This window comes from Dyadobacter sp. CY323, from assembly GCF_021390245.1.
Classification (GTDB): domain Bacteria; phylum Bacteroidota; class Bacteroidia; order Cytophagales; family Spirosomataceae; genus Dyadobacter.
The window spans coordinates 169,213-188,773 of sequence record NZ_JAJUXH010000001.1 but is presented as its reverse complement, the minus strand read 5'-3'; the positions used below and the strand labels follow the sequence as shown (position 1 = coordinate 188,773).

Genomic DNA, 19,561 nt, shown 5'->3' with positions numbered 1-19,561 from the left:
GTTCACTCATCGGCCGATGAGTGAACATTTTTGGTCGGCAGGCTGATTAATTATCAATTCGCTGATACACTTGTTGCTATGGAGTTGTTCTTCGAGTTCTGTTCACCTCCCGCACCTGAGAGAATAGTCGATGTCAAACTTTGCGTTAGGCCTTTTTGGGCCGTCGGCTTACGTTTAACATTAAAACCAATTACCGCTTTGCCTTTTGCGGGAATGGGAACGGTGGAGCTGGCGGTGATGAATATTCCGTTTTCAACAAATGTCCAATTGGAATTCTCATTTTGCTTGCCTCCGCTAACCATTGACGTACCACTGATTGTAGGATAGCTAATCGTAAATCCACTCGGTTTGGTAATTCTGAAGGAAACGTTCCCATTTGTTGGGCTTCCGTTATTCTCAAACAAGTTCACCACAAAATCTCTTGTAGTTGCTCCTCCAAAATTTAATCCATCGATGCCAATTGTTGGCGTAATGTCCGCGCAGGGCTTATAAGTCACATCAATCTTCGCAGTCGAATATTTGGTATTATAACAATTGTTGGCTTCATCGTAATAAAATGCGTAATACGTTCCTGGACCAACTTCTGTAGCAGTAAGTGGTAAAGTCGTGCGATCCGGAGTTGTAAAGTATTTCAAAGAAACGCCTGAAGGTATAAGTCCTCCGAAGGTTTCCAATACAAGATTGGCCGTAGTCGCAGGACACAAAATCTCCACATTTGACTTACTGAGAGGTACTTGGGTTACTCCGGCATTGCATTGCTCAATTGCATTGACATTTAAGTCGAGTCCTACAAAGCCGGGTTTCAACCCGCCGAGATCCTCAAAAGTGACGTAAACTGTTGATCCAACAGGAGTGAACTCAAATGCACTTGTTTTCCAAATACCCTCTTCTGTTATTTTATCAAAATTTATGATATGTGTGGTAAGATTTTGACCGACCTTTCCATGTCTAATCGTAAAGTTTACCGTACTCGAAAAATAAGCAGAATGATCCTCACCATTTACATTATAATCGGTTTTGGCAGAAATCACCGAGTAGTTAAACTTGTATTTTTTTCCCGGCACTAAACCAGCAACCACGGCCCCAACACTTCCACCATGAAGACTTATAAATGTATTTGCACCGGAAGGAAGTGGTGGAAGCATCGGCGTAAACGCTATCGACTGGTTCAAAGTATTTGCACCATAGTAAGTGCGGTTTGATGTGTAACTTCCACTACCTACCCCATACTCCCATCCCTGAGGCAGGCAATTGCAATTAGTTGGCCCTGCTGTGGAAGGTATATTTTGCGCATTCACAAATTTCAATCCGAAAGTTGTAATTGCAATTAAAATAAATAGTAATTTTTTCATCTTGGTAAACATTTAAAGTGTGAAATTTTCATGTTTGAGAAGGGTAATTTTTCATACATGGATTTCTGAATAGTGTGTAAATAAATTGCTGAATTCTGGTGTTTTTCCATACAGTTTAATTTTGTGTGATAGTGAAACATTTCATTTAGTAATTAGTGCTAATCCGAATAATTACATCACAAATATGGAATTCAATTATTCGTTAAAAAGAATATGTTTAATTTTCGGTAATAAGAATGATTGAACGGATTTAAAGGCATTTTACCTAATATTTTTAGCCCGAAATATTCCATTAGAAGTCTCAAACTAGTATGATTGAAATGCACATTAATTATTGCAAGCTATCGACTTATTAATCGGGTGTAAATTCAGAATTGAAATCGCATTAAGAAGCCTGCTAATTCCATGCAGGTCACGTTAAATGCACAAAGCACTTAGTAGAATGCGCCTTGTACTAACTACTATACGCCGTTAAATAAGTTATCCAACGGTAAAGGCTGAGATCTTTTAACTTAGTTACATTCAGGTAATACCACGACCTTACTCATGCGTTCCAAAGCTCTATTATGCTTCCTGCTATTCCTATGCGCTGTTTTTCCCGCATCAGGGCAATTTATTTTTCAAAACTTCAATCAGGAAGACGGGCTCAGCGCAAACCATGTCCGGAGCTTATACAAGGATCCTGAGGGATTTTTGTGGGTCGGGACTATCAATGGGCTCGATCGTTTCGACGGCCATCTCATCCAACGCTACCAGAGCAGCAACGGAGAACGTAATCTGTATGTCAATGCCATCACGCCCATTGATGATGATCAGGTTTTGCTCATAGGAACGCCTTATGGAATCAGGACATTTAATAAGCGAAAGGCTACATATTACAGCGATAAACGCTTTACGGAATTAGCTAAAAAGGTAATTCTCGCCATCCATTCAGACAATCAGGACCGCCTCTGGATTGTCTCTTATTTTGATATTTATATATATGATCATGGTAAGATATTTCGGTTAAATGAGGTAATTAAGGGCGCCGAAAAACTGAAAGAAAACAATTTTACAAATAGCGCATTTTCGGCATTCTGTTGGGATTCGAAAAGGCAAGGATTCTGGGTCGGCGGATCTAATGCTTTTTTTATCGATTGTAAAAATACTACTATCTATAATCGTGAGTATAATCCACGCAGATATCCTCTTCTGGAACATAAGAACATTACCGCCATTACAATTGACAAGCAATTTAATTTGTGGTATGGAGACGATTCATCGCTTTATTTTTGGGATTGGCGAACTAACAAGACGACCGGTTTTAATACATTAGATAGTGATGACTCGGCCGATAGCTGCAACAATTTGTTTATCGACAGTAAAAACCGTCTCTGGATTTCTACTTTCCTCCATTCGGCGTATCTGAAAGAACCGAATGGACCGATCAAAAAGATACCTTACGACCAGGATGAGCCTAATTCCATCGGATATAGCCACTTCCGGGCGGCAATGGAAGATCGCGAAGGTAACGTTTGGCTGGGGACGTTAAATGGTGTAAGTAAAAATCGAAATAAGGAACCTGTCAGCGCTATTTACCACCTGCCAAGCTTTCCATTCTTCCATAAGGTCAAGTTCGCTCAAAATAATTCGATCGTCATTTCCGACAGCATCATTATGACGGCCAAGGAGGACGGCATTGTCGCTTATAACATGAACGACCGGTCGTCGGTGCGTTATGCAGCAACGTATAATAAAGATGAATACATCAAAAACCGGTTCTACAAATCGGTAAAAGGCCGGGACAGGTGGTGGTTTGCGGGCGAAGACGGCATCTATTTCCTAAAAATGGGTGCCGCTAAAATTGAAAGGCTCAACCAGGTCACGTTCAAAACTAAAAATACGCGGGCAAATTTCATCCTCGAAGATGGCACGGGTAAGATCTGGTTTCACATAGATGACGACGCGTTGTACCGGTATGATCCGTCATCCGATCGGGCGGACCGTTTTGATAGTACGAACCCTGATTGGAATTACCCCAAGCATCGGAACTGTACGAGCGCATTGAAATTGCGGGACGGGAATCTGTTGTTTGCTTATTACGGCTCCGGATTTATAGAGTATAACCTGAAAAATGATACGTTCAAGGTGATTCCGATCAGGGATTATCGCACCTACATGGCCACGCGAATGGCGGAAGACGCCGATGGTAACATTTGGTCGTGCGCCTGGGGCCGTGGTTTGATCAAATTGAATCGTAATGGTGTGTTTCTGGACAGTCTTAATACGACCGATGGCTTACTCTCCGATTACATTCTTGGTCTGGGAATCGATGTTCGGGGGACGATCTGGGCAGCCAGCAATGAGGGTCTGATGTATGTAAATGGCGAAACCAGGTCTGTCACCGAGGTGCATGTACATTTAGGCAAAAACTTTCAGAACTATTGGATCGATGTAAACATCAATAAAGGTCTGGTCTACGCGACGATGATGGATCAGGTGGTCGTGCTCAATCCTGTCAACTTTGCGAGCATTCCAGTCCAAAAGCCACCTCATATTACTTCAATCCGCGTTTTTGGAGAAGATTCCAAACAGACGACCGATCTGACCGACCTGACCGGAACCACAGAACTGGTGCTAAATCCGGATCAGGATTTCCTCACATTTCGGTTTGCCTCCCTGAATCATCATGACATTCCAGGTCTTCGATATAGCTACAAACTTCTCGGCATCGATCCTGAATGGGTTGTGAGCGGCCGGGCTACTACGGTTTCATATAACAATCTGACGCCTGGTTTCTACACCTTTCTTGTACGCAGCACCGACCAAAACGGCAACTGGATGAAATCCGCTACTACCTTGAAAATCAGGATTCTTCCCAACTGGTGGCAAACCTGGTGGTTCATTGGGATACTTGCCATTTTGTTTGGTTTCACCGGACACCTGATTCACTGGAGTTATATCAAATATAAGGAGAAGCAAGACTTCGATAAGGCCATCGACTACTTCGCCAACTCGGTATATGGAGAGAATTCCGCGAGTGAAATATGTTGGGACATCACACGGAACTGCATTTCCCAGCTGCATTTCGAAGATTGCTCGGTCTATATGTGGGACGAAAGCAAAAAGAAGCTGGTTTTGAGGGCGACTTATGGAACGCGAGAAGGTGTTGAATATGACTTCTTTGATGCGATTGAACTCGAACTCGGCGAGCGAGTGGCGGGAACAGTTGCATTCACAAAGACCGCAATCCTCATTCCGGACGGCAGCAAAGAAAAACGACATAAACTCCGGGACGAAAACATCATGTCTGAGCTTTGTGTACCGATTTTCCACGAGGGCGAGGTGATCGGCGTGATTGACTCAGAACATGGAAGCAAGAAATTTTTCACCCAGCAACATGTCCGGACGCTTTCGACGATTGCCTCGATATCCGCCAACAAAATTGCAGAAGCGAAAGCCCAGGAAGATGCGCAGGAAAAAGAAATTTTGCTTCTTGAGATTAATAAAATGTTGGCAGAAAGCCAGTTAATGGCTTTGCGTGCGCAGATGAACCCTCATTTTGTTTTCAATTGCCTGAATAGCATTCAGGAATGCATTGTGACGGAAAAGTATATGGAAGCCAGCAGGTACCTGAATAAATTTTCAAAGCTTTTCCGCACGGTCCTCAATAATTCGGACAAAAATCTGGTGACCATTGAAGAGGAAATCGATGTACTGGAACTGTATCTCGAGCTGGAACAAATGCGGTTTGAACATTTCAGGTACATTATCGAGGTGGACGAAGATCTGGATATCGAGGAAATTTCACTCCCATCTATGTTGCTGCAACCTTATGTAGAAAATGCCTTATGGCATGGATTAATGCATAAAAAAGACGACCGTGAGCTTTTGATCACATTTAAACGGGTCTCGGACGACATATTTCAATGCACCGTCGAGGATAATGGTATCGGAAGAAAAAAGTCTTATGAGATAAAAGACAAGAACAGTAAAGCTAAAAGACACAAATCCAAAGGGTTACAAATTGCTCGCGACCGCCTTGCCCTGCTAAAAAGACAAGATCAGCATGCCGAAGTAAACATAATAGACAAATATAATCCCGAGGGCTTGCCCGGAGGTACTCTCGTTGTAATCGAACTTTCTACTCTTTTAAATGATGAATTATGATTAAAGCCCTGATTATCGATGACGAACAAAAAGCCAGGAATGTGCTCAGCCATTACCTGAAAAATTCTGTATCACAGGATATAGAAGCCCGACACGCGGATTCTGTTGCAGAGGGATTGGAAGTACTCAAAACGTTCACGCCGGAGATTGTTTTTCTGGATGTGGAAATGCCGCATCAAAATGGTTTTGACTTCCTGATCGCGCGGAAAAATCCTTCATACGACATTGTATTCACAACTGCCTACAATCAATATGCGATCCAGGCCATCCGGTTCAGCGCGCTGGATTACCTGCTCAAACCAGTAGATCCGGATGAATTGCAGGCAGCCATTGACAGGCATCTGGAAGGCATAGCGCAAAAAAATACGCTGACCAAACAGGAACTGTATGAAAACCTTGTCCAGAACATCGAAAAGAAAGAAATCAAGGATTTCCGACTGGCTGTACCTTCCAACCAGGGTGTATTTTTCTTTAATCTGGATGACGTGCTGCGGCTGGAAGCTGATAAAAATTACACTTCCATTCACCTCGTGGGAAAGCGGCCATTTTTATCCAGTAAAACACTGAAACACTTCGACGAAATGCTGAGTGAATTCAACTTTATACGGACGCATAAGTCACATCTGGTCAACCCGAAACACATTAAGCAGGTGAGCCACAACAACCAGTACCTGCTGCTCTCCGACGGGTCCCGTATTGAGATTTCGCGGAGAAAAAAGGAAGTTGTCCAGCAGTTTCTGAATTTGAGATAACCGATAATTAGCCGACCTGCTGGTCGAAAAGCGCTAGAATTTTTTGAGCTGGGTCGCTGCAAAAACCAGAATGTACTTTGGACGATTGCACCACTGTACTTCTGGTGGCTGTGAGCCAGCGGAACCGGGAAGACAATGGCAGCGCACCAATGGCCCCGCCTTCTTTCCTACCCTTGCAGATCCGTTCAAAAGACCTCAGATATTCACGAATTTCGTCAGGATCAGTTTGGGACGCAAACATACCCAGCCTTTCCTCATTTAATTCCGATAAAACCTGCAAAAAATTCTGTCCGGCGCAGTACAAGATCACACCTACGTTCATAAATTCCTCCCGTTCTACCCTGGGTACAACGCGGATGACGGCATACTCAAATAAGTGCTTTTCTTGCATCGGTCACGCCTTTTACAAATAACTCAGACACAGAAAGCCTTGTCAACAAAAATTGGGAATACGCATTCCGGTGTTCTTCAACAGAAGTGAATGGGGAGTCGGTCACAAGCCATTCATCCGGTATGAGACCGACAATAGCCCGGATCAACTCTTCATTGATAACTTCCTGAAAACCAGAATTTACCAATTCCATATCATTGGCCTGCCAAAGCAAAACATGGTCTTTAATCTGGGCGAATGGACGCTTTGCCTGCTCCTGCCAATTTTCCCAGGCATGATGAAAGTATAACGATGCACCGTGATCGATCAACCACAATTCTTTATGCCAGATCAGCATATTTGTGTTCCTGGCCGTACGGTCCACATTGGTTAAAAAACTATCCAACCAAACGATTTGAGAAGCTAGTTTTGAATCGATCCGGCTTACCAGGGGATCAAAAGTGATGGAACCCGACAGGTAATGCATTCCCAGATTGAGCCCGACGCTTGCCTTTAACAAGTCCTGGATTTCCTCGTCCGGCTCGGTTCTACCAAATGCTTCGTCCAGATTAGCGAATACGATCTCCGGCACTTTCAAGCCGACATACCTGGCAAGCTCGCCGCCAATGAGCTCAGCAATCAGCGCTTTCGCCCCCTGCCCGGCACCACGAAATTTTAATACATACAAAAAATCATCATCGGCTTCAACAATCGCCGGTAATGATCCTCCCTCCCGCAAAGGTGTCAGGTATCGGGTAACGTCGACGGTCCGGAGTTCACTTTTTATCATAATCGGTCCAAAATATCCGGCTGTAATTTAGAGAGAAAACAAGCAGATCCCGTCCGAAAGCCAGGGTCTGCTTGTTTTTATTGATTTGTGAGAACGATTTTTCCAAACTGTTTACCCAAATGCATGTGATCGAATGCTTCTTGCGCATCGGCCAGCGCCGGGTAAACGTTATCGATAATCGGTTTGATCTTGTGTTTTTCGGTAAATGCAAGCATATCGTCAAAATCCTGCAACGTTCCCATGGTCGTTCCTAAAATGGAAATATTTCTCCAAAACACTTTATTAGGTACAATATTGCCGATCGCGCCATCGGTCCCGCCAAAAAAGACAATCCGCCCGCCGGGTTTGGCAACGTCGATCAGATTTCCAAATCCATTTCCCGACGCACTATCTACGATTACGTCAAAGCCACCGGTAGCCTCTTTTGCCGCATTTGGCCAGTTTTGTGCTTTGTAATTAAAACCGGCGACTGCTCCTAATCCGATTGCTTTATCGATTTTCTCCTGAGAACCCGAGGTAACATACACGGTCGCACCAGCTGCAAGTGCATATTGGAGCGCCAGTAATGCAGTTCCAGCGCCAATTCCGGTCACCAAAACTTTTTCTCCTGATTTCAAAGCAGCTCTTGTGAAAAGTGCACGGTAAGTAGTTACGCCGGCAAGTGGCAATCCCGCAGCCTCAATGCCGGTCATATGCGCCGGCTTCGCGTGTACATATTTTTGATCAACAGAAATAAACTCGGCAAACGTGCCTGGCTCCGGGTTTCCCAGGATCTTAAAATCAGCACCAAAAGCGGCCGGATTGTCGCCCCAATCGTGACTGGGGTTGATGATAACCTCTTTTCCAATCCAGGAAGAATCTACGTCGGCACCAACTTCGGTTACCGTCCCAAAACCGTCTGACCCTAAGATCAGCCCTGATTTCGGGCCTGCATACTTCCCTTTTTGTATCCAGACATCCCGGTGGTTTAATGCAGAATATGCAAGTTTGATTAAAATCTGATTTGCGGAAGCCGCAGGTGTTGCTACTTCCTTAATGACGAGCGGCTCGTTCGTATTGGTTAAGAATACTGCTTTCATAATTTTCAGGTTGTATTAAACCCCAAGATACCGATGCTCCTGACTCATTTCAATGAAATTTACATCAAATCTATTGTTTGCTTGGCAACTAGCCCGGCCGGTTTGTCAAGATTCGGTCGTCTGGAATAATATTTGTTGATTTTTTTTAAAGTAAAAACAGAACTGGTCCGTCATAACTAACTAAAACCAAAAGCTCATGAAAGCGCTTTCATTCATTATAGTCATCGTATTACTCTCTGCCTCAAACTCATTTTCGCAAAAAACGAGGTATACAGAACGCACGCACGAAACCAGGACCTCATTAAAAAAGGTCAGAAAAGACTCGTCAGACGTCACAGCGATCCTGAAAGATTCCGCAAATGCCGAAACGGGACCCATCCTGAATGACAACGGCTCGGTCAGTACTACCGGTACGATCGACGGGAGAAGCAGCACGGGACGTCCGGATGCGGAACCGACACAGACAGATACTACTACAACCTATACCGTAAAGAAAACCATTCGCACGCTGAATCCCGGCGAGACAGTCAAGCCGGATAGCAGTAAAAAACGTAAAAAGCCCTGATAAACCCACATGTACCCTCTTCTACTCTTTTCACATTCCATCGTCCGCTGGTTCGTTGTACTGACCTTATTTCTAGCTATTTATCGGGGTGTCAGAGGCTGGCAGGGTTCAAAACGTTTTACGCAAACGGATGATTCGATCCGTCACATTACGGCAACATTTTCGCACATTCAGCTCACGCTAGGCTACTTACTGTATTTTAACAGTCCATTCATCGCCTATTTCCGCTCGCATTTCAAAGAAGCGATCGGTCAGTTTGAATTCATGTTTTTTGGGATCATCCACATTGCGCTGATGACCATTGCGGTCATCATACTTACAATCGGTAGTTCGACGGCCAAGAGGCAGGAAAGTGATCTTGCCAAATTCAGGACCATGACCATTTTCTTCATAATCGCAGCATTAATCATTTTTATCGCCATTCCGTGGCCATTTTCTCCGTTATCGGCCAGACCTTATTTCAGGGCATTATGGTAACTGTTTAGAAAATTTCAGAGTCTCTTTCGTGAAATCTCCCCAACCCGTCCACACTTCCTGCAAAGCAAGACTCTTTCCATCATACCGGCTGACGACATAGTATAAGTTTCTTGGCGGGCATTCTTTATTGACATTCACGCGCCTTTTGTCTTTCACTAAAAAAGATTTTTCGTCCAGCCAGTGAACTAGCATCGTGTCTGGCTCCGAACACGTGATCTCGTTACGCCAGATAATTTCTTTATCACTGAAAAATTCAAAACCTGCACAGGTGGCACCATCGAGAACAAATCTGCCGCGAATTTTTGATGAACCGTGTCTCTCCATGACTGTCTCAGCATAGAATGTTTTTATTCCAGCCATTGCAAGCATCGCAAACAATACAATCTTCATTTCTGGCCCGATTACTAAACAAAAATTACTTCTACCATTTACTGGAACCGCCAGCCGAATGCCCCTTTTCTTAGGTTAATCCCGTATTCGAGATAGGCTTTCAGGCAGGCCAGAAAATTCGCCCAACCTTCTGTGTTGCCTTTTACCCAGGCAATCCCTGCCTCGTCGTTATCCATTTCTTTTTCACTGACTTTCACAACGGTTGCATCCTGAAACGTTTCCAGCACGATTTCAACCAGCAACTCCTTCCCATCTTCGCCCCAATAAAAGGAAACCAGCTTGTCTGTTTCGACCTTTCCCACTTTTACAGGCACATCTGTATCCATTTCCGGAAAGTGCCAGATCAGGTTCTTACCCTCCTCCATTCGGCCGTTACTATTGGCAATGAAGTAGTTAGACATTCCTTCCGGATCAACGATCGCTTCAAATACTTCGTGCCGCGTCTTCGAAATCTGAATCGCCGCATTGCATTGTAATTTCTGATTTTCCATGTTTGTTATGTCTTACTTTTCCGTTAAAGTAAATGCTAATCCTGCCTTCTCCAATGCATTTTTAAGTACCGGCATAGATGCTGGCCCCATTCCGTGAAATTTCAAAACCTCCTTTTCCGTGAGCCTTGACAATTGATTCAAGGTCGAGACTCCATTGTTTTCCAATGCCCGCCTTGCGGGATTGGCTAGTAAAGACAAAAATCCGGTCTCCGGTTTATGCTCTGCCTCACAAACCGGGCAGGTCGGGCAATCGGTACTTTTGTAGTATTTATGTCCATTAAGACAGATCTTCAAAGTTCCTTTTTGTTTTACCATATTATTCCTCTCTGATTTCAGCAGATAAAAATAGGCATTGATGCTTTTTTACAGGAGGTGGAAACGGGACTTTTTGAATGGGGTTTCAGGACGATCAAACAAAAAAATCCCTGACGCAGTAGCGCCAGGGATTAACCGAATTATAACGTTGAGTAATGAATATCTTGCCGGCAAAACTACCGTACAGTTTTAAACTACTCTCTACAATTTCAAAGAGGCTATTTTGAAGAGAGTTATTTTTTCTGCTGTGACAAAAAGGTAACCAGCGAAGCAAATTCTTCATAAGACAATTCATTCGCCAGCCCGGGAGGCATCATCGAATTTTCCATTTCCTTCCGCGTCACAATGTCGGCCGTTTTGAAAGTATATACGGCACCGGTAATGTCCCGCAAAACCAGTTTCTCCGCAGATTCCTCGGACACAAAGCCCATATAGCTCATTTTATCCTTGGTTGTAATCAATACGGAGGCAAAACCTTGTGAAATGGATGCATTTGGTTTCAGAATGGATTCAGCGATCTGTTCCCGGTTCATAATCGAGCCAATCTGGCCCATATAAGGTCCTTTCAACGGCCCGTTTTTACTAATACTGTGGCACGCGACGCAGCCTTGTTTCGTAAATAACAGTTTTCCCTTTGCTGGATCCCCCTCGATTTTAGCAATGGCAAGCATCACGTCTTCAATCGAATTTTCGCCGATCTGTCCCTTTTTATTACTGATTTTACTGAGATCGATTTTCAATTCCTGCTTTTCCACCACAATGTCTTCACCGCCGAACTCATCAATTCCCATTCGCTGGCGGCCATTCAGCTCAGCAAAGAATTTTTTCCCTTCTTCATCTTCCTTCGTCCATTGCTGCATTAAAAAGCTCTTGATCGCATCAGAAGATTCCCAAGTAACGGCTTTGTAATAAGGTCCGTGCGTATCCGGGCGGGTACTCCACCACCACGAACCATCGTACGGCGCCTCTACTTTATACAATCTGCCCAGCGTTGTTAAAATCTGATCCTTCAATCCTTCATCTTTTGCTTTTTCAAACGCTGCGATCAGCCCGGAAACCGCTTTGGGATCATGCATATAGCGTAATGCCCATAATGCGATGGTCGAATTTTCGGTACCGATTGCATTCACACATGCATCAACGGCATGGATTGCCACCAACGATCTCACTGCGATATGTGCCGGAATTATGGCGGAATTTGGTGTGGCGTGCGGACCTTCTGTTCCTTTTGCCGGAGAAACAAACGACGAAGGTACCTTTACTTCCAGCAACGGTTGCGCTGCCTCAATGCGTCCAAGCCGGCCCAGACCAACCGTAGCCGCAATCTGTACCCGGGGAGAAGCATCTTTGATCCCTTTCAGAAATGGCTCAATCGGCACTTTTTCCAGATTCGGTTTTCGGTCCGCCAGTGCCCGTAATGCAAATTCACGAACAGTGCTGTCATCAGTCAACCTCACAAGGTTCGCGATCCCATTCTTACCCGCTGCCTGTGCATAGGTAAATATCCCCGCGACGCGAATGTACAATGGAAGATTTTTGTCAGCAGCAATTTTCCAGGAAGCATCCGCAGCCTCTTTCGGAAAACGCATTAACAATTCCTGCTGCCCCGCCAGCCGCTGAACCGCACTTTCTGACTTTAATAATGCCGCTAACTCTTTTGCGGATGATTTTTTAACATCTTTAAATGGCTTATACTGCCACGTTCTGGGAACGGCGCGTACCACAAATCCTTTATTTGGATTACCCGAATATCCGGCTCCATCCCAGGCTGCCAGATAAACACGGCCCGACGCATCAATATCCAGATCGGTCACCTGCGCCAGTTTCACAAATTCCTCTTCTTGTTGCGTAAAGCTCGCACCATCGGCTGTAACGCGATGAACGTAAACCTGGCTCCTGCCCCAATCTGCCATCATTGGCACACGGTTGTATTTTGCAGGCCAGTTGGGATCGTCCATAAATAAGGATCCTGTTCCGGATCCGCCGCCAAGGTCGATCAATGCAGGAATGATTTCTTCGGTAAAATTCTTGAACAAAACCGGATAGCCATATTCGCCCGATTGGATCTGGTTACTGAAACGGATGTTCCAGCCGCCACCGTCGTTGGTGTTATCGCGGGTGAAAACGTTCATATAAGGATCGATCGCTACGTCATATATGTTCCGCATTCCGTGGGTATAAACCTCCATTTCGGTACCATCCGGCCGAACGCGTACGATCCCGCCACCAAGCTGCGTCATTTTTTTGCCTGAACGGTCAATCGCATCCGTAAATCCAAAATCACCAACGGCAATGTAAATCCAGCCATCGATCCCCATCCGTATTCCATTGGTGGCGTGGTCGGTACCGCGACTTTGCAGAAACTTTGGCGAGCAAATATTTTGGATTAAAGGTTTGGAAGGACCATCCGCCAAACCGTCATGGTTTTTATCTTCAAATACTACGAGGTCCATGCCGGACGCTTTTTTCGTCTCTTCAGAAAAAGTGGTATGTAAAACAAAAAGCTGGTCACCCAGCGAGATAATGCCTCTCGGGTCATCGACTTTTGAAAATGTGGTGTGCTTGTCCACTTTACCATCGTTGTTGGTATCCACCAGTCTGACGATACTCCCCTTTCCCGGATCCTTGCCGAGTGAGCCGATCATATCTACACCCACGTACACTTCGCCGGTTGGTGCCACGGCAAGACACGCCGGGCTTGGAGTCAGATCCGGGCCGGCGAACGGAGTTACCGATAATTCGGATGGCCATGCCGACGCATTCGGAAGCGAATCGGCTTTTATGAAAACCTCAGAATGAGACTGTTCAGAATGCTGCGTACCTAGTCCATTCCAATATAGGATCAGAAATGCGGATAGCAGACTTAATGTAATTTTTAGCATGATAAAAAAATAAAAATTTGCCCGCTAAATAAACTCATCAACTCCTGATAACTACTCTAAATTGAAATGCAGCTCTCCACTTTTTAAAAAACAGTCAAGCCGGATTCGTAACTGCATTGCAACCGTGTCCGCACACAAATGCAATTGTCCGCATTCGAACAATGCATCCAACGTAAATCCACCTCAAAACTCCAAAAAGGAGGATTTCAAATGTGGCAAGGGATTTGTTATACATTTAGGGAAGTAATCCGGTAGACCTCGAAAAAACATGAAAGGAACCTATCTTGGCGAGTTTGAAGAAATTGTTTTGCTGGCTGTCGCGATCCTGGCTGGGGATGCGTATGGCGCGGCGATTACGAATGAAATTGAGCAGCAAATGGGCCGGTCCGTCAATCTGGGCGCGGTGCATGCCTCACTGCACCGGCTGGAAGAAAAAGGCCTGCTTTCTTCACGAATGGGTGGCGCTACTGCCGAGCGTGGCGGGCGCAGCAAACGGCTTTTTACCGTAACAATGGCCGGTACCAGGGCATTGGATACGATTCGTGAGATTCGGAACAGGATGTGGGACAATATTCCAAAACCGGCCTGACAATGGAACCAAACTCTGCTCCCAATCCTCCTCAATGGGCCACCTGGCTGCTGCATTTACTTTGTGCCGATCATTTAATGGAAGAAATGGACGGTGATCTGGAAGAACTTTTTCGTCAGCGTGTCAAATCCGTCGGTATTCAAAAAGCACGTTTCCGATACATGATTGATGCATTTAGCCTGCTCAGACCATTTGCGTTTAAAAGAAAGAAAAATTCATATCCCCAGCCTGCCTACCATCAACCAGCCATGCTAAAAAACAATTTTAAGATCGCATTTCGAAATCTTTGGAAACATAAAACATTCACATTCATTAATGTAATGGGGCTGTCCGTGGGTATGTCGGCCTGCTTTTTGATTGCATTATATGTACATTTTGAGTTGAGTTACGACAGTTTTAACAAAAAAGCGGATCGTATTTACAGACTGTCGACGGATCTGAAAACCACTTCCGAGACTTTGAATTACAGCATCAGTTCCTGGGCATTTGCACCGAATCTGAAAAATGAATTTGAGGAAGTTGAAGCATTTACCCGCGTCACTACCCGAAATTTTCTGGTCCGAAACGGTGACCTTAAATTCAAGGAAGAAAAAACCGTTTTTGCCGACAGTTCACTTTTCAATGTTTTTGATTTTGAGTTGATTAAAGGAGATCCGAAAACAGCATTGAGAGATCCGATGAGTGTTGTTTTCACCGAAAAAACAGCTAAAAAGTATTTCGGCGATTCAGATCCGATGGGTCGGACTTTGCTTCTCGGCGATGATGGTGTACCCGCCACGGTTACCGGCCTTATGAAGGAAGCTCCTGCAAATTCGCAGATTAAGGGTGACCTATTTGTTTCGATGAGCTCCTACACCGAGCGGTTTAATAAAGGTATCGACAAGGATTGGGGAGCGTTTGGTACTACTTCTTATTTGCTTCTAAAGCCCGGCATAAACATTGAAAAATTCGCCGCAAATTTCCCGCCGTTTATAGAAAAACATGCGGGACAGATGATGCGCGAGAACAAAATGGCGATATCGTTTGTATTAGAGCCGCTTCTCGACATTTATCTACATTCGAAACGCGAAGCCGAGGAATCGGGCAGCCTGAATAATGTGTACATTTTCTCGGTAGTCGCGATTTTTATCCTGCTTATTGCCTGCATTAATTTCATAAATCTGACCACCGCGCGTTCTGCTGAGCGTGCCCGGGAAGTTGGCGTTCGGAAAGCCGTCGGTGCTGCACGTTCGCTTTTGACGCGGCAGTTTATCAGTGAATCCGTTCTGCTATGCATCATTGCATTCGCTTTTTCGGTTTTGCTATCGGCCGTTTCGATTCCATTTTTCAATGATCTTTCAGGAAAAAGCATCAGTACCGGTATTCTTAACAACTGGCAATTCGTAGCCGGCTTATTCAGTGCTGCGCTCCTGATTGGGTGCATTGCAGGTATTTATCCTGCATTTGTCCTGTCTTCTTTCGATCCGGTCGTAGTGTTAAAAGGCAGGTTTACAACGAGCGTGAAAGGAATTTTACTTCGAAAAGGTCTGGTAACAGCTCAGTTTGCCGTTTCGATTGCATTGATTATCGCCACGATCGTGGTCTACAAGCAAGTCAATTTTATGCGCAGTCGCGATCTTGGTTTTTCAAAAGATCAAATGCTTGTCATCCATGGTGATACCGACAAAAAACGCAATGCTTTTCAGGAGTCGCTGCTCAATATCAGCGGCGTGAAATCCACAGCTGCGTCGACGAATGTGCCGGGTTCTAAAAACAATGAGGCCTACTCCGAAATTGAGAATGCGCAAGGCGAAATGCAGAGCGGTAACCTGGCAGTGTACAGTGTAGATTTCAATTTTTTACAACAATATGACCTGAAAATGGCTGCCGGACGCGGGTTTTTAAAATCATTTGGCTCGGATAGTTCCAAAGCATTGGTCATCAATGAAGCTGCTGCGAAAATGCTCGGTTACCAGTCCCCGCAAGACGCACTTGGGAGAAAATACAAACAATGGGGACGAGAGGGAACGATCATCGGTGTAGTCAAAGACTTCCATTTCAAATCTTTACAAGAAAGCATTACGCCTCTCACCTTCCGTTTTCTGGATTTTTGGAATGGGAATTTGCTTTCAGTAAAAATCGAAGGTAGCAATGTAAAACAGACATTGACCAGCATTGAAAAAGAATGGAAAGCGCAAAATCCCGAAAAGCCATTTACCTATTATTTCATGGACGAATATTTCGACCGCCAGTACCGGGCCGACGAGCGTTTTGAAAAGTTGTTTCTTCATTTTGCAGTACTCGCCATTTTCATTTCGTGTCTCGGTTTGCTAGGCCTCGCATCATATAGTACAGTGCAGCGCACCAAGGAAATCGGCGTCCGTAAAGTAATGGGCGCCTCGACCGGCAGCATTGTTGGGTTACTGTCCAAAGATTTCCTGAAACTGATTTTGCTGGCGTTCATCATTGCCTCTCCCCTCGCCTGGTTTGGCATGCATAAATGGCTGCAAAACTTTGCATATCAGACAGATATCGAATGGTGGGTGTTTGTGGCAGCCGCATTGCTTTCAGCTACCATTGCATTTGCTACGATCAGTTTTCAAAGTATTAAAGCTGCGTTACTGAACCCGGTCAAAAGTCTCAGAAGCGAATAACGATGAAAAACAACCGCGACACTGCACCTCCAAAATGGCCAAACCGGCTGCTGCGGATCTTCTGCTCGGCGCATCTGGTGGAGGAACTGGAAGGTGATCTGGAAGAACTTTACTACCAGCGTGTCCGATCGGGCAATGTTGGCAATGCGCGGTTCCGTTATGCGGTTGATGTACTGAGTATGATCCGGCCGTTTGCATTCAAAAAAGAAAAAAGCAGATACCCGCAACCTTCATTCCTGCAAACATTTATGATCAGAAATTATTTCAAAATTGCCCTGCGCAATATGTGGAAAAACAAGGCTTTTTCCTTTGTCAATCTTACCGGTCTGGTTGTAGGGATCACGGCTTGCCTGCTGATCCTGCAATATGTGAGTTTCGAGCTCAGTTTCGACCAGTTTCACAAAGATAGCGACCGCATTTACCGCATTACCAACGACCGTTTTCAGCAAGGAAAGCTGATCCAGCATGGTACCATTACCTATCCAGGCGTGGCTCCTTCAATGATGAAAGATTTTAATGAAATTGAATCTTACACGACCATCGGGAACCCGGGTACGTTCAGCTTGCAAAAAGACAATCAAATTTTTGAAGAAAAAGGCGCTTATGTCAATGACCGTTTTCTTTCTGTTTTTACATTCCCACTTATTACCGGAAATCCAAAAACCGTGCTTAAAGCTCCCAGATCTATTGTCATTTCTGAGAGCAATGCGAAACGGATTTTCCTTGCAACTCCGGACGATTATGCCGGGCTGATCGGGAAAAGCATCCGGATAGATCAGGATACCGAGCCTTATCAGATCACCGGCGTCATGAAGGACTTCCCGGCGGCGTCACATTTGCAGTATGGCGTGCTGATGTCGTATGAAACGCTTGCTAAAACCTGGGGTGAATGGGTAAGAGCTGGTTTCGAAAGCTCCGATATGTGGCATTACGTTAAGCTGAAACCGGGTGCGGATGTGGCTAAATTGGAAAAGAAATTCCCGGCGTTCAGTCGGCGCTACTTTAAGGGGGACAAGGTTACGGGCAGCGAGGAGCAGTTTTTCCTGCAACCGCTCAAAAAGGCGCATTTGTTTTCGGATTATGAATATGAGATTGGGAAAGTAAATAGCGGCAAGGCTGTCTGGACGATGCTGATCATTGCTGCATTCATTCTCTTGATTGCCTGGATCAATTATATTAATCTTTCAACGGCTCGCTCGCTGGAACGTGCCAAAGAAGTCGGTGTACGTAAAGTAGCCGGCGCAACATCCGGTCAGCTGATCTGGCAATTTTTATCTGAATCCTTGCTGCTTAACCTGCTTGCATTCATTTTGGCAATTGCACTAACTGTCGCATTGCAGCCCATTTTGAACCAGCTTATCGAACGGCCTTTGTCTTTGTCTTTGCTCACAGGCGATGGTTTTGGCGGAATATATATGCCGCTGGTGCTGGCTGGTATTTTTACACTCGGCATTTTGCTTTCCGGCTTCTATCCCGCATTTGCATTATCAGCATTCAAGGCTATTCAGGTTTTGAAAGGTTCATTCAAAAGGTCAACAAAGGGCATATGGGTGCGTCAGTCATTGGTCGTTTTCCAATATACAGCCTCCATCGCTCTGATTATCGGGACGTTCATTGTTTTCAAACAATTGAAATTCATGCGAGAGGAGAATCTTGGCTTCAATATGGATCGGGTGCTGGTGATACGCGGGCCAGAGCTCACCCGATGGGACTCAACAGCAATCGACCGGATCAATGCCTTTAAAACAGAACTGGAACGCATTCCTTCTGTGAAAGTAGCAAGTGCATCGGCCAATGTGTTTGGCAACCGGCTGAGCAGGAGCTTTAATTTTAAAAGAATCGGCTCCAATGATTCAAAAGGCGTCACTTTTAGCCGGATGCCGGTTGATCCCGCATTTTTCGAAACCTATCAGATTAAAATGCTGGCTGGCCGTAACTTCCGACCTACGGACTCGAATGCCGATGGCAACAAAGTGACCAATGCAATTTTAAATCTTTCAGCAGCAAAATTGCTAGGTTTCAAAGGCGCCGAACAAGCTGCCGGGCAGAAATTTGAGTTTAATGGTAAAGAATGGAACATTGTGGGTGTGGTGAGTGACTTTCATCAGCAGTCACTCAAACATGCCATTGAACCTATCGTTTTCGCTCCGTTTTACACATTATCGGGTTTCTTTTCCATCAAGATCAACACAGCTGACATTGGTAACTCAGTTGATTTAGTGAAACAGAAATACGATGAACTGTTTCCCGGAAACAACTTCAACTATTTTTTCATGGATGAAAAGTTCAACGAGCAATATAAAGACGACCGGATTTTTGGACAAATTTCGAGCTTCTTTTCGCTACTTGCCGTAATGATCGCCTCACTCGGGATTTTTGGTCTGTCATCTTACACCATTGCCCAGCGTACCAAAGAAATAGGTGTTCGAAAAGTACTCGGGGCGACGGTCGGCAGCATTGTGAAGTTACTATCTCAGGATTTCCTGAAACTGGTATTAATCTCCATCGTAATTGGCTCTCCCATTGCATGGTATGGAGTAAAACAGTGGCTGAACGATTTTGCTTATAAGATCGATATCGAATGGTGGATGTTCGTGGTTGCAGGACTTTTGGCTATTACCATTGCGTTTGCCACGGTTAGTTCGCAGGCGATCAGGGCTGCGGTGATGAATCCGGCGAAGTCACTCAAGTCGGAGTGAATTAAGCCACGAATACACGAATTTGCAC

The 19,561-nt window shown here is 44.9% G+C and carries 15 protein-coding genes; 7 read left to right on the top strand and 8 right to left on the bottom strand.

Annotated elements, in window-relative coordinates; translation table 11 throughout:
• Positions 1–53 precede the first annotated feature (53 nt).
• Entirely contained in the window at positions 54–1,352 is a 1,299-nt protein-coding gene (locus tag LZG72_RS00865; protein ID WP_233866373.1) for a hypothetical protein, read from the bottom strand.
• A gap of 546 nt (positions 1,353–1,898) precedes the next feature.
• Here LZG72_RS00865 and LZG72_RS00860 point away from each other — a divergent pair.
• Together LZG72_RS00860 and LZG72_RS00855 are read left to right on the top strand one after the other, a co-directional pair.
• Positions 1,899–5,501 (top strand): histidine kinase, encoded by a 3,603-nt coding sequence (locus tag LZG72_RS00860; protein WP_233866370.1) that lies wholly within the window; start codon positions 1,899–1,901, stop codon positions 5,499–5,501.
• Positions 5,498–6,253 carry a LytTR family DNA-binding domain-containing protein gene (locus LZG72_RS00855; protein WP_233866367.1) on the top strand — a complete coding sequence of 252 codons (756 nt, stop codon included), beginning with the start codon at positions 5,498–5,500 and terminating at the stop codon, positions 6,251–6,253. The genes LZG72_RS00860 and LZG72_RS00855 overlap by 4 nt, the downstream gene beginning before the upstream one ends.
• Before the next feature lie 7 nt (positions 6,254–6,260).
• On the opposite strand, the gene LZG72_RS00850 is transcribed toward LZG72_RS00855, so the two are convergent.
• The 3 genes from LZG72_RS00850 to LZG72_RS00840 all read right to left on the bottom strand — a co-directional run bounded on the left by LZG72_RS00850 (position 6,261) and on the right by LZG72_RS00840 (position 8,492).
• Positions 6,261–6,644, bottom strand: a complete 384-nt coding sequence (locus LZG72_RS00850) for a DUF3037 domain-containing protein (RefSeq protein WP_233866364.1) — start codon at positions 6,642–6,644, stop codon at positions 6,261–6,263.
• Positions 6,622–7,413 carry a HipA family kinase gene (locus LZG72_RS00845; RefSeq protein ID WP_233866361.1) on the bottom strand — a complete coding sequence of 264 codons (792 nt, stop codon included), beginning with the start codon at positions 7,411–7,413 and terminating at the stop codon, positions 6,622–6,624. Before LZG72_RS00845 ends, LZG72_RS00850 begins: the two co-directional genes overlap by 23 nt.
• A gap of 77 nt (positions 7,414–7,490) precedes the next feature.
• Entirely contained in the window at positions 7,491–8,492 is a 1,002-nt protein-coding gene (locus LZG72_RS00840) for a zinc-binding dehydrogenase (RefSeq protein WP_233866358.1), read from the bottom strand.
• Positions 8,493–8,688: 196 nt separating this feature from the next.
• Here LZG72_RS00840 and LZG72_RS00835 point away from each other — a divergent pair, with 196 nt between their 5' ends.
• Together LZG72_RS00835 and LZG72_RS00830 are read left to right on the top strand one after the other, a co-directional pair.
• Entirely contained in the window at positions 8,689–9,057 is a 369-nt protein-coding gene (locus LZG72_RS00835; RefSeq protein ID WP_233866356.1) for a hypothetical protein, read from the top strand.
• Positions 9,058–9,066: 9 nt separating this feature from the next.
• A complete protein-coding gene (locus tag LZG72_RS00830) occupies positions 9,067–9,534 on the top strand; it encodes a hypothetical protein (protein ID WP_233866354.1) in 468 nt (155 codons plus the stop codon).
• Here the strand turns inward: LZG72_RS00830 and LZG72_RS00825 are convergent.
• The 4 genes from LZG72_RS00825 to LZG72_RS00810 form a co-directional block, all read right to left on the bottom strand.
• Positions 9,526–9,924: a hypothetical protein gene (locus tag LZG72_RS00825; protein ID WP_233866352.1), complete on the bottom strand. Its 399-nt coding sequence runs from the start codon at positions 9,922–9,924 to the stop codon at positions 9,526–9,528. The genes LZG72_RS00830 and LZG72_RS00825 overlap by 9 nt on opposite strands.
• Before the next feature lie 38 nt (positions 9,925–9,962).
• Entirely contained in the window at positions 9,963–10,415 is a 453-nt protein-coding gene (locus LZG72_RS00820; protein ID WP_233866350.1) for an SRPBCC domain-containing protein, read from the bottom strand.
• A gap of 12 nt (positions 10,416–10,427) precedes the next feature.
• Positions 10,428–10,730: an RNA polymerase alpha subunit C-terminal domain-containing protein gene (locus LZG72_RS00815; RefSeq protein ID WP_233866348.1), complete on the bottom strand. Its 303-nt coding sequence runs from the start codon at positions 10,728–10,730 to the stop codon at positions 10,428–10,430.
• Positions 10,731–10,963: 233 nt separating this feature from the next.
• Positions 10,964–13,612, bottom strand: a complete 2,649-nt coding sequence (locus LZG72_RS00810; protein ID WP_233866346.1) for a c-type cytochrome — start codon at positions 13,610–13,612, stop codon at positions 10,964–10,966.
• Between the two features lie 268 nt (positions 13,613–13,880).
• Here LZG72_RS00810 and LZG72_RS00805 point away from each other — a divergent pair, with 268 nt between their 5' ends.
• From LZG72_RS00805 to LZG72_RS00795, 3 genes are read left to right on the top strand one after another with little or no spacing between them, the layout of a single operon-like run.
• Positions 13,881–14,201 carry a PadR family transcriptional regulator gene (locus LZG72_RS00805; RefSeq protein WP_233866344.1) on the top strand — a complete coding sequence of 107 codons (321 nt, stop codon included), beginning with the start codon at positions 13,881–13,883 and terminating at the stop codon, positions 14,199–14,201.
• A 2-nt stretch (positions 14,202–14,203) separates the two neighbouring features.
• Entirely contained in the window at positions 14,204–16,834 is a 2,631-nt protein-coding gene (locus LZG72_RS00800; protein ID WP_233866341.1) for an ABC transporter permease, read from the top strand.
• 2 nt (positions 16,835–16,836) lie between these two features.
• Positions 16,837–19,533, top strand: a complete 2,697-nt coding sequence (locus LZG72_RS00795; protein ID WP_233866339.1) for an ABC transporter permease — start codon at positions 16,837–16,839, stop codon at positions 19,531–19,533.
• Positions 19,534–19,561 lie beyond the last annotated feature (28 nt).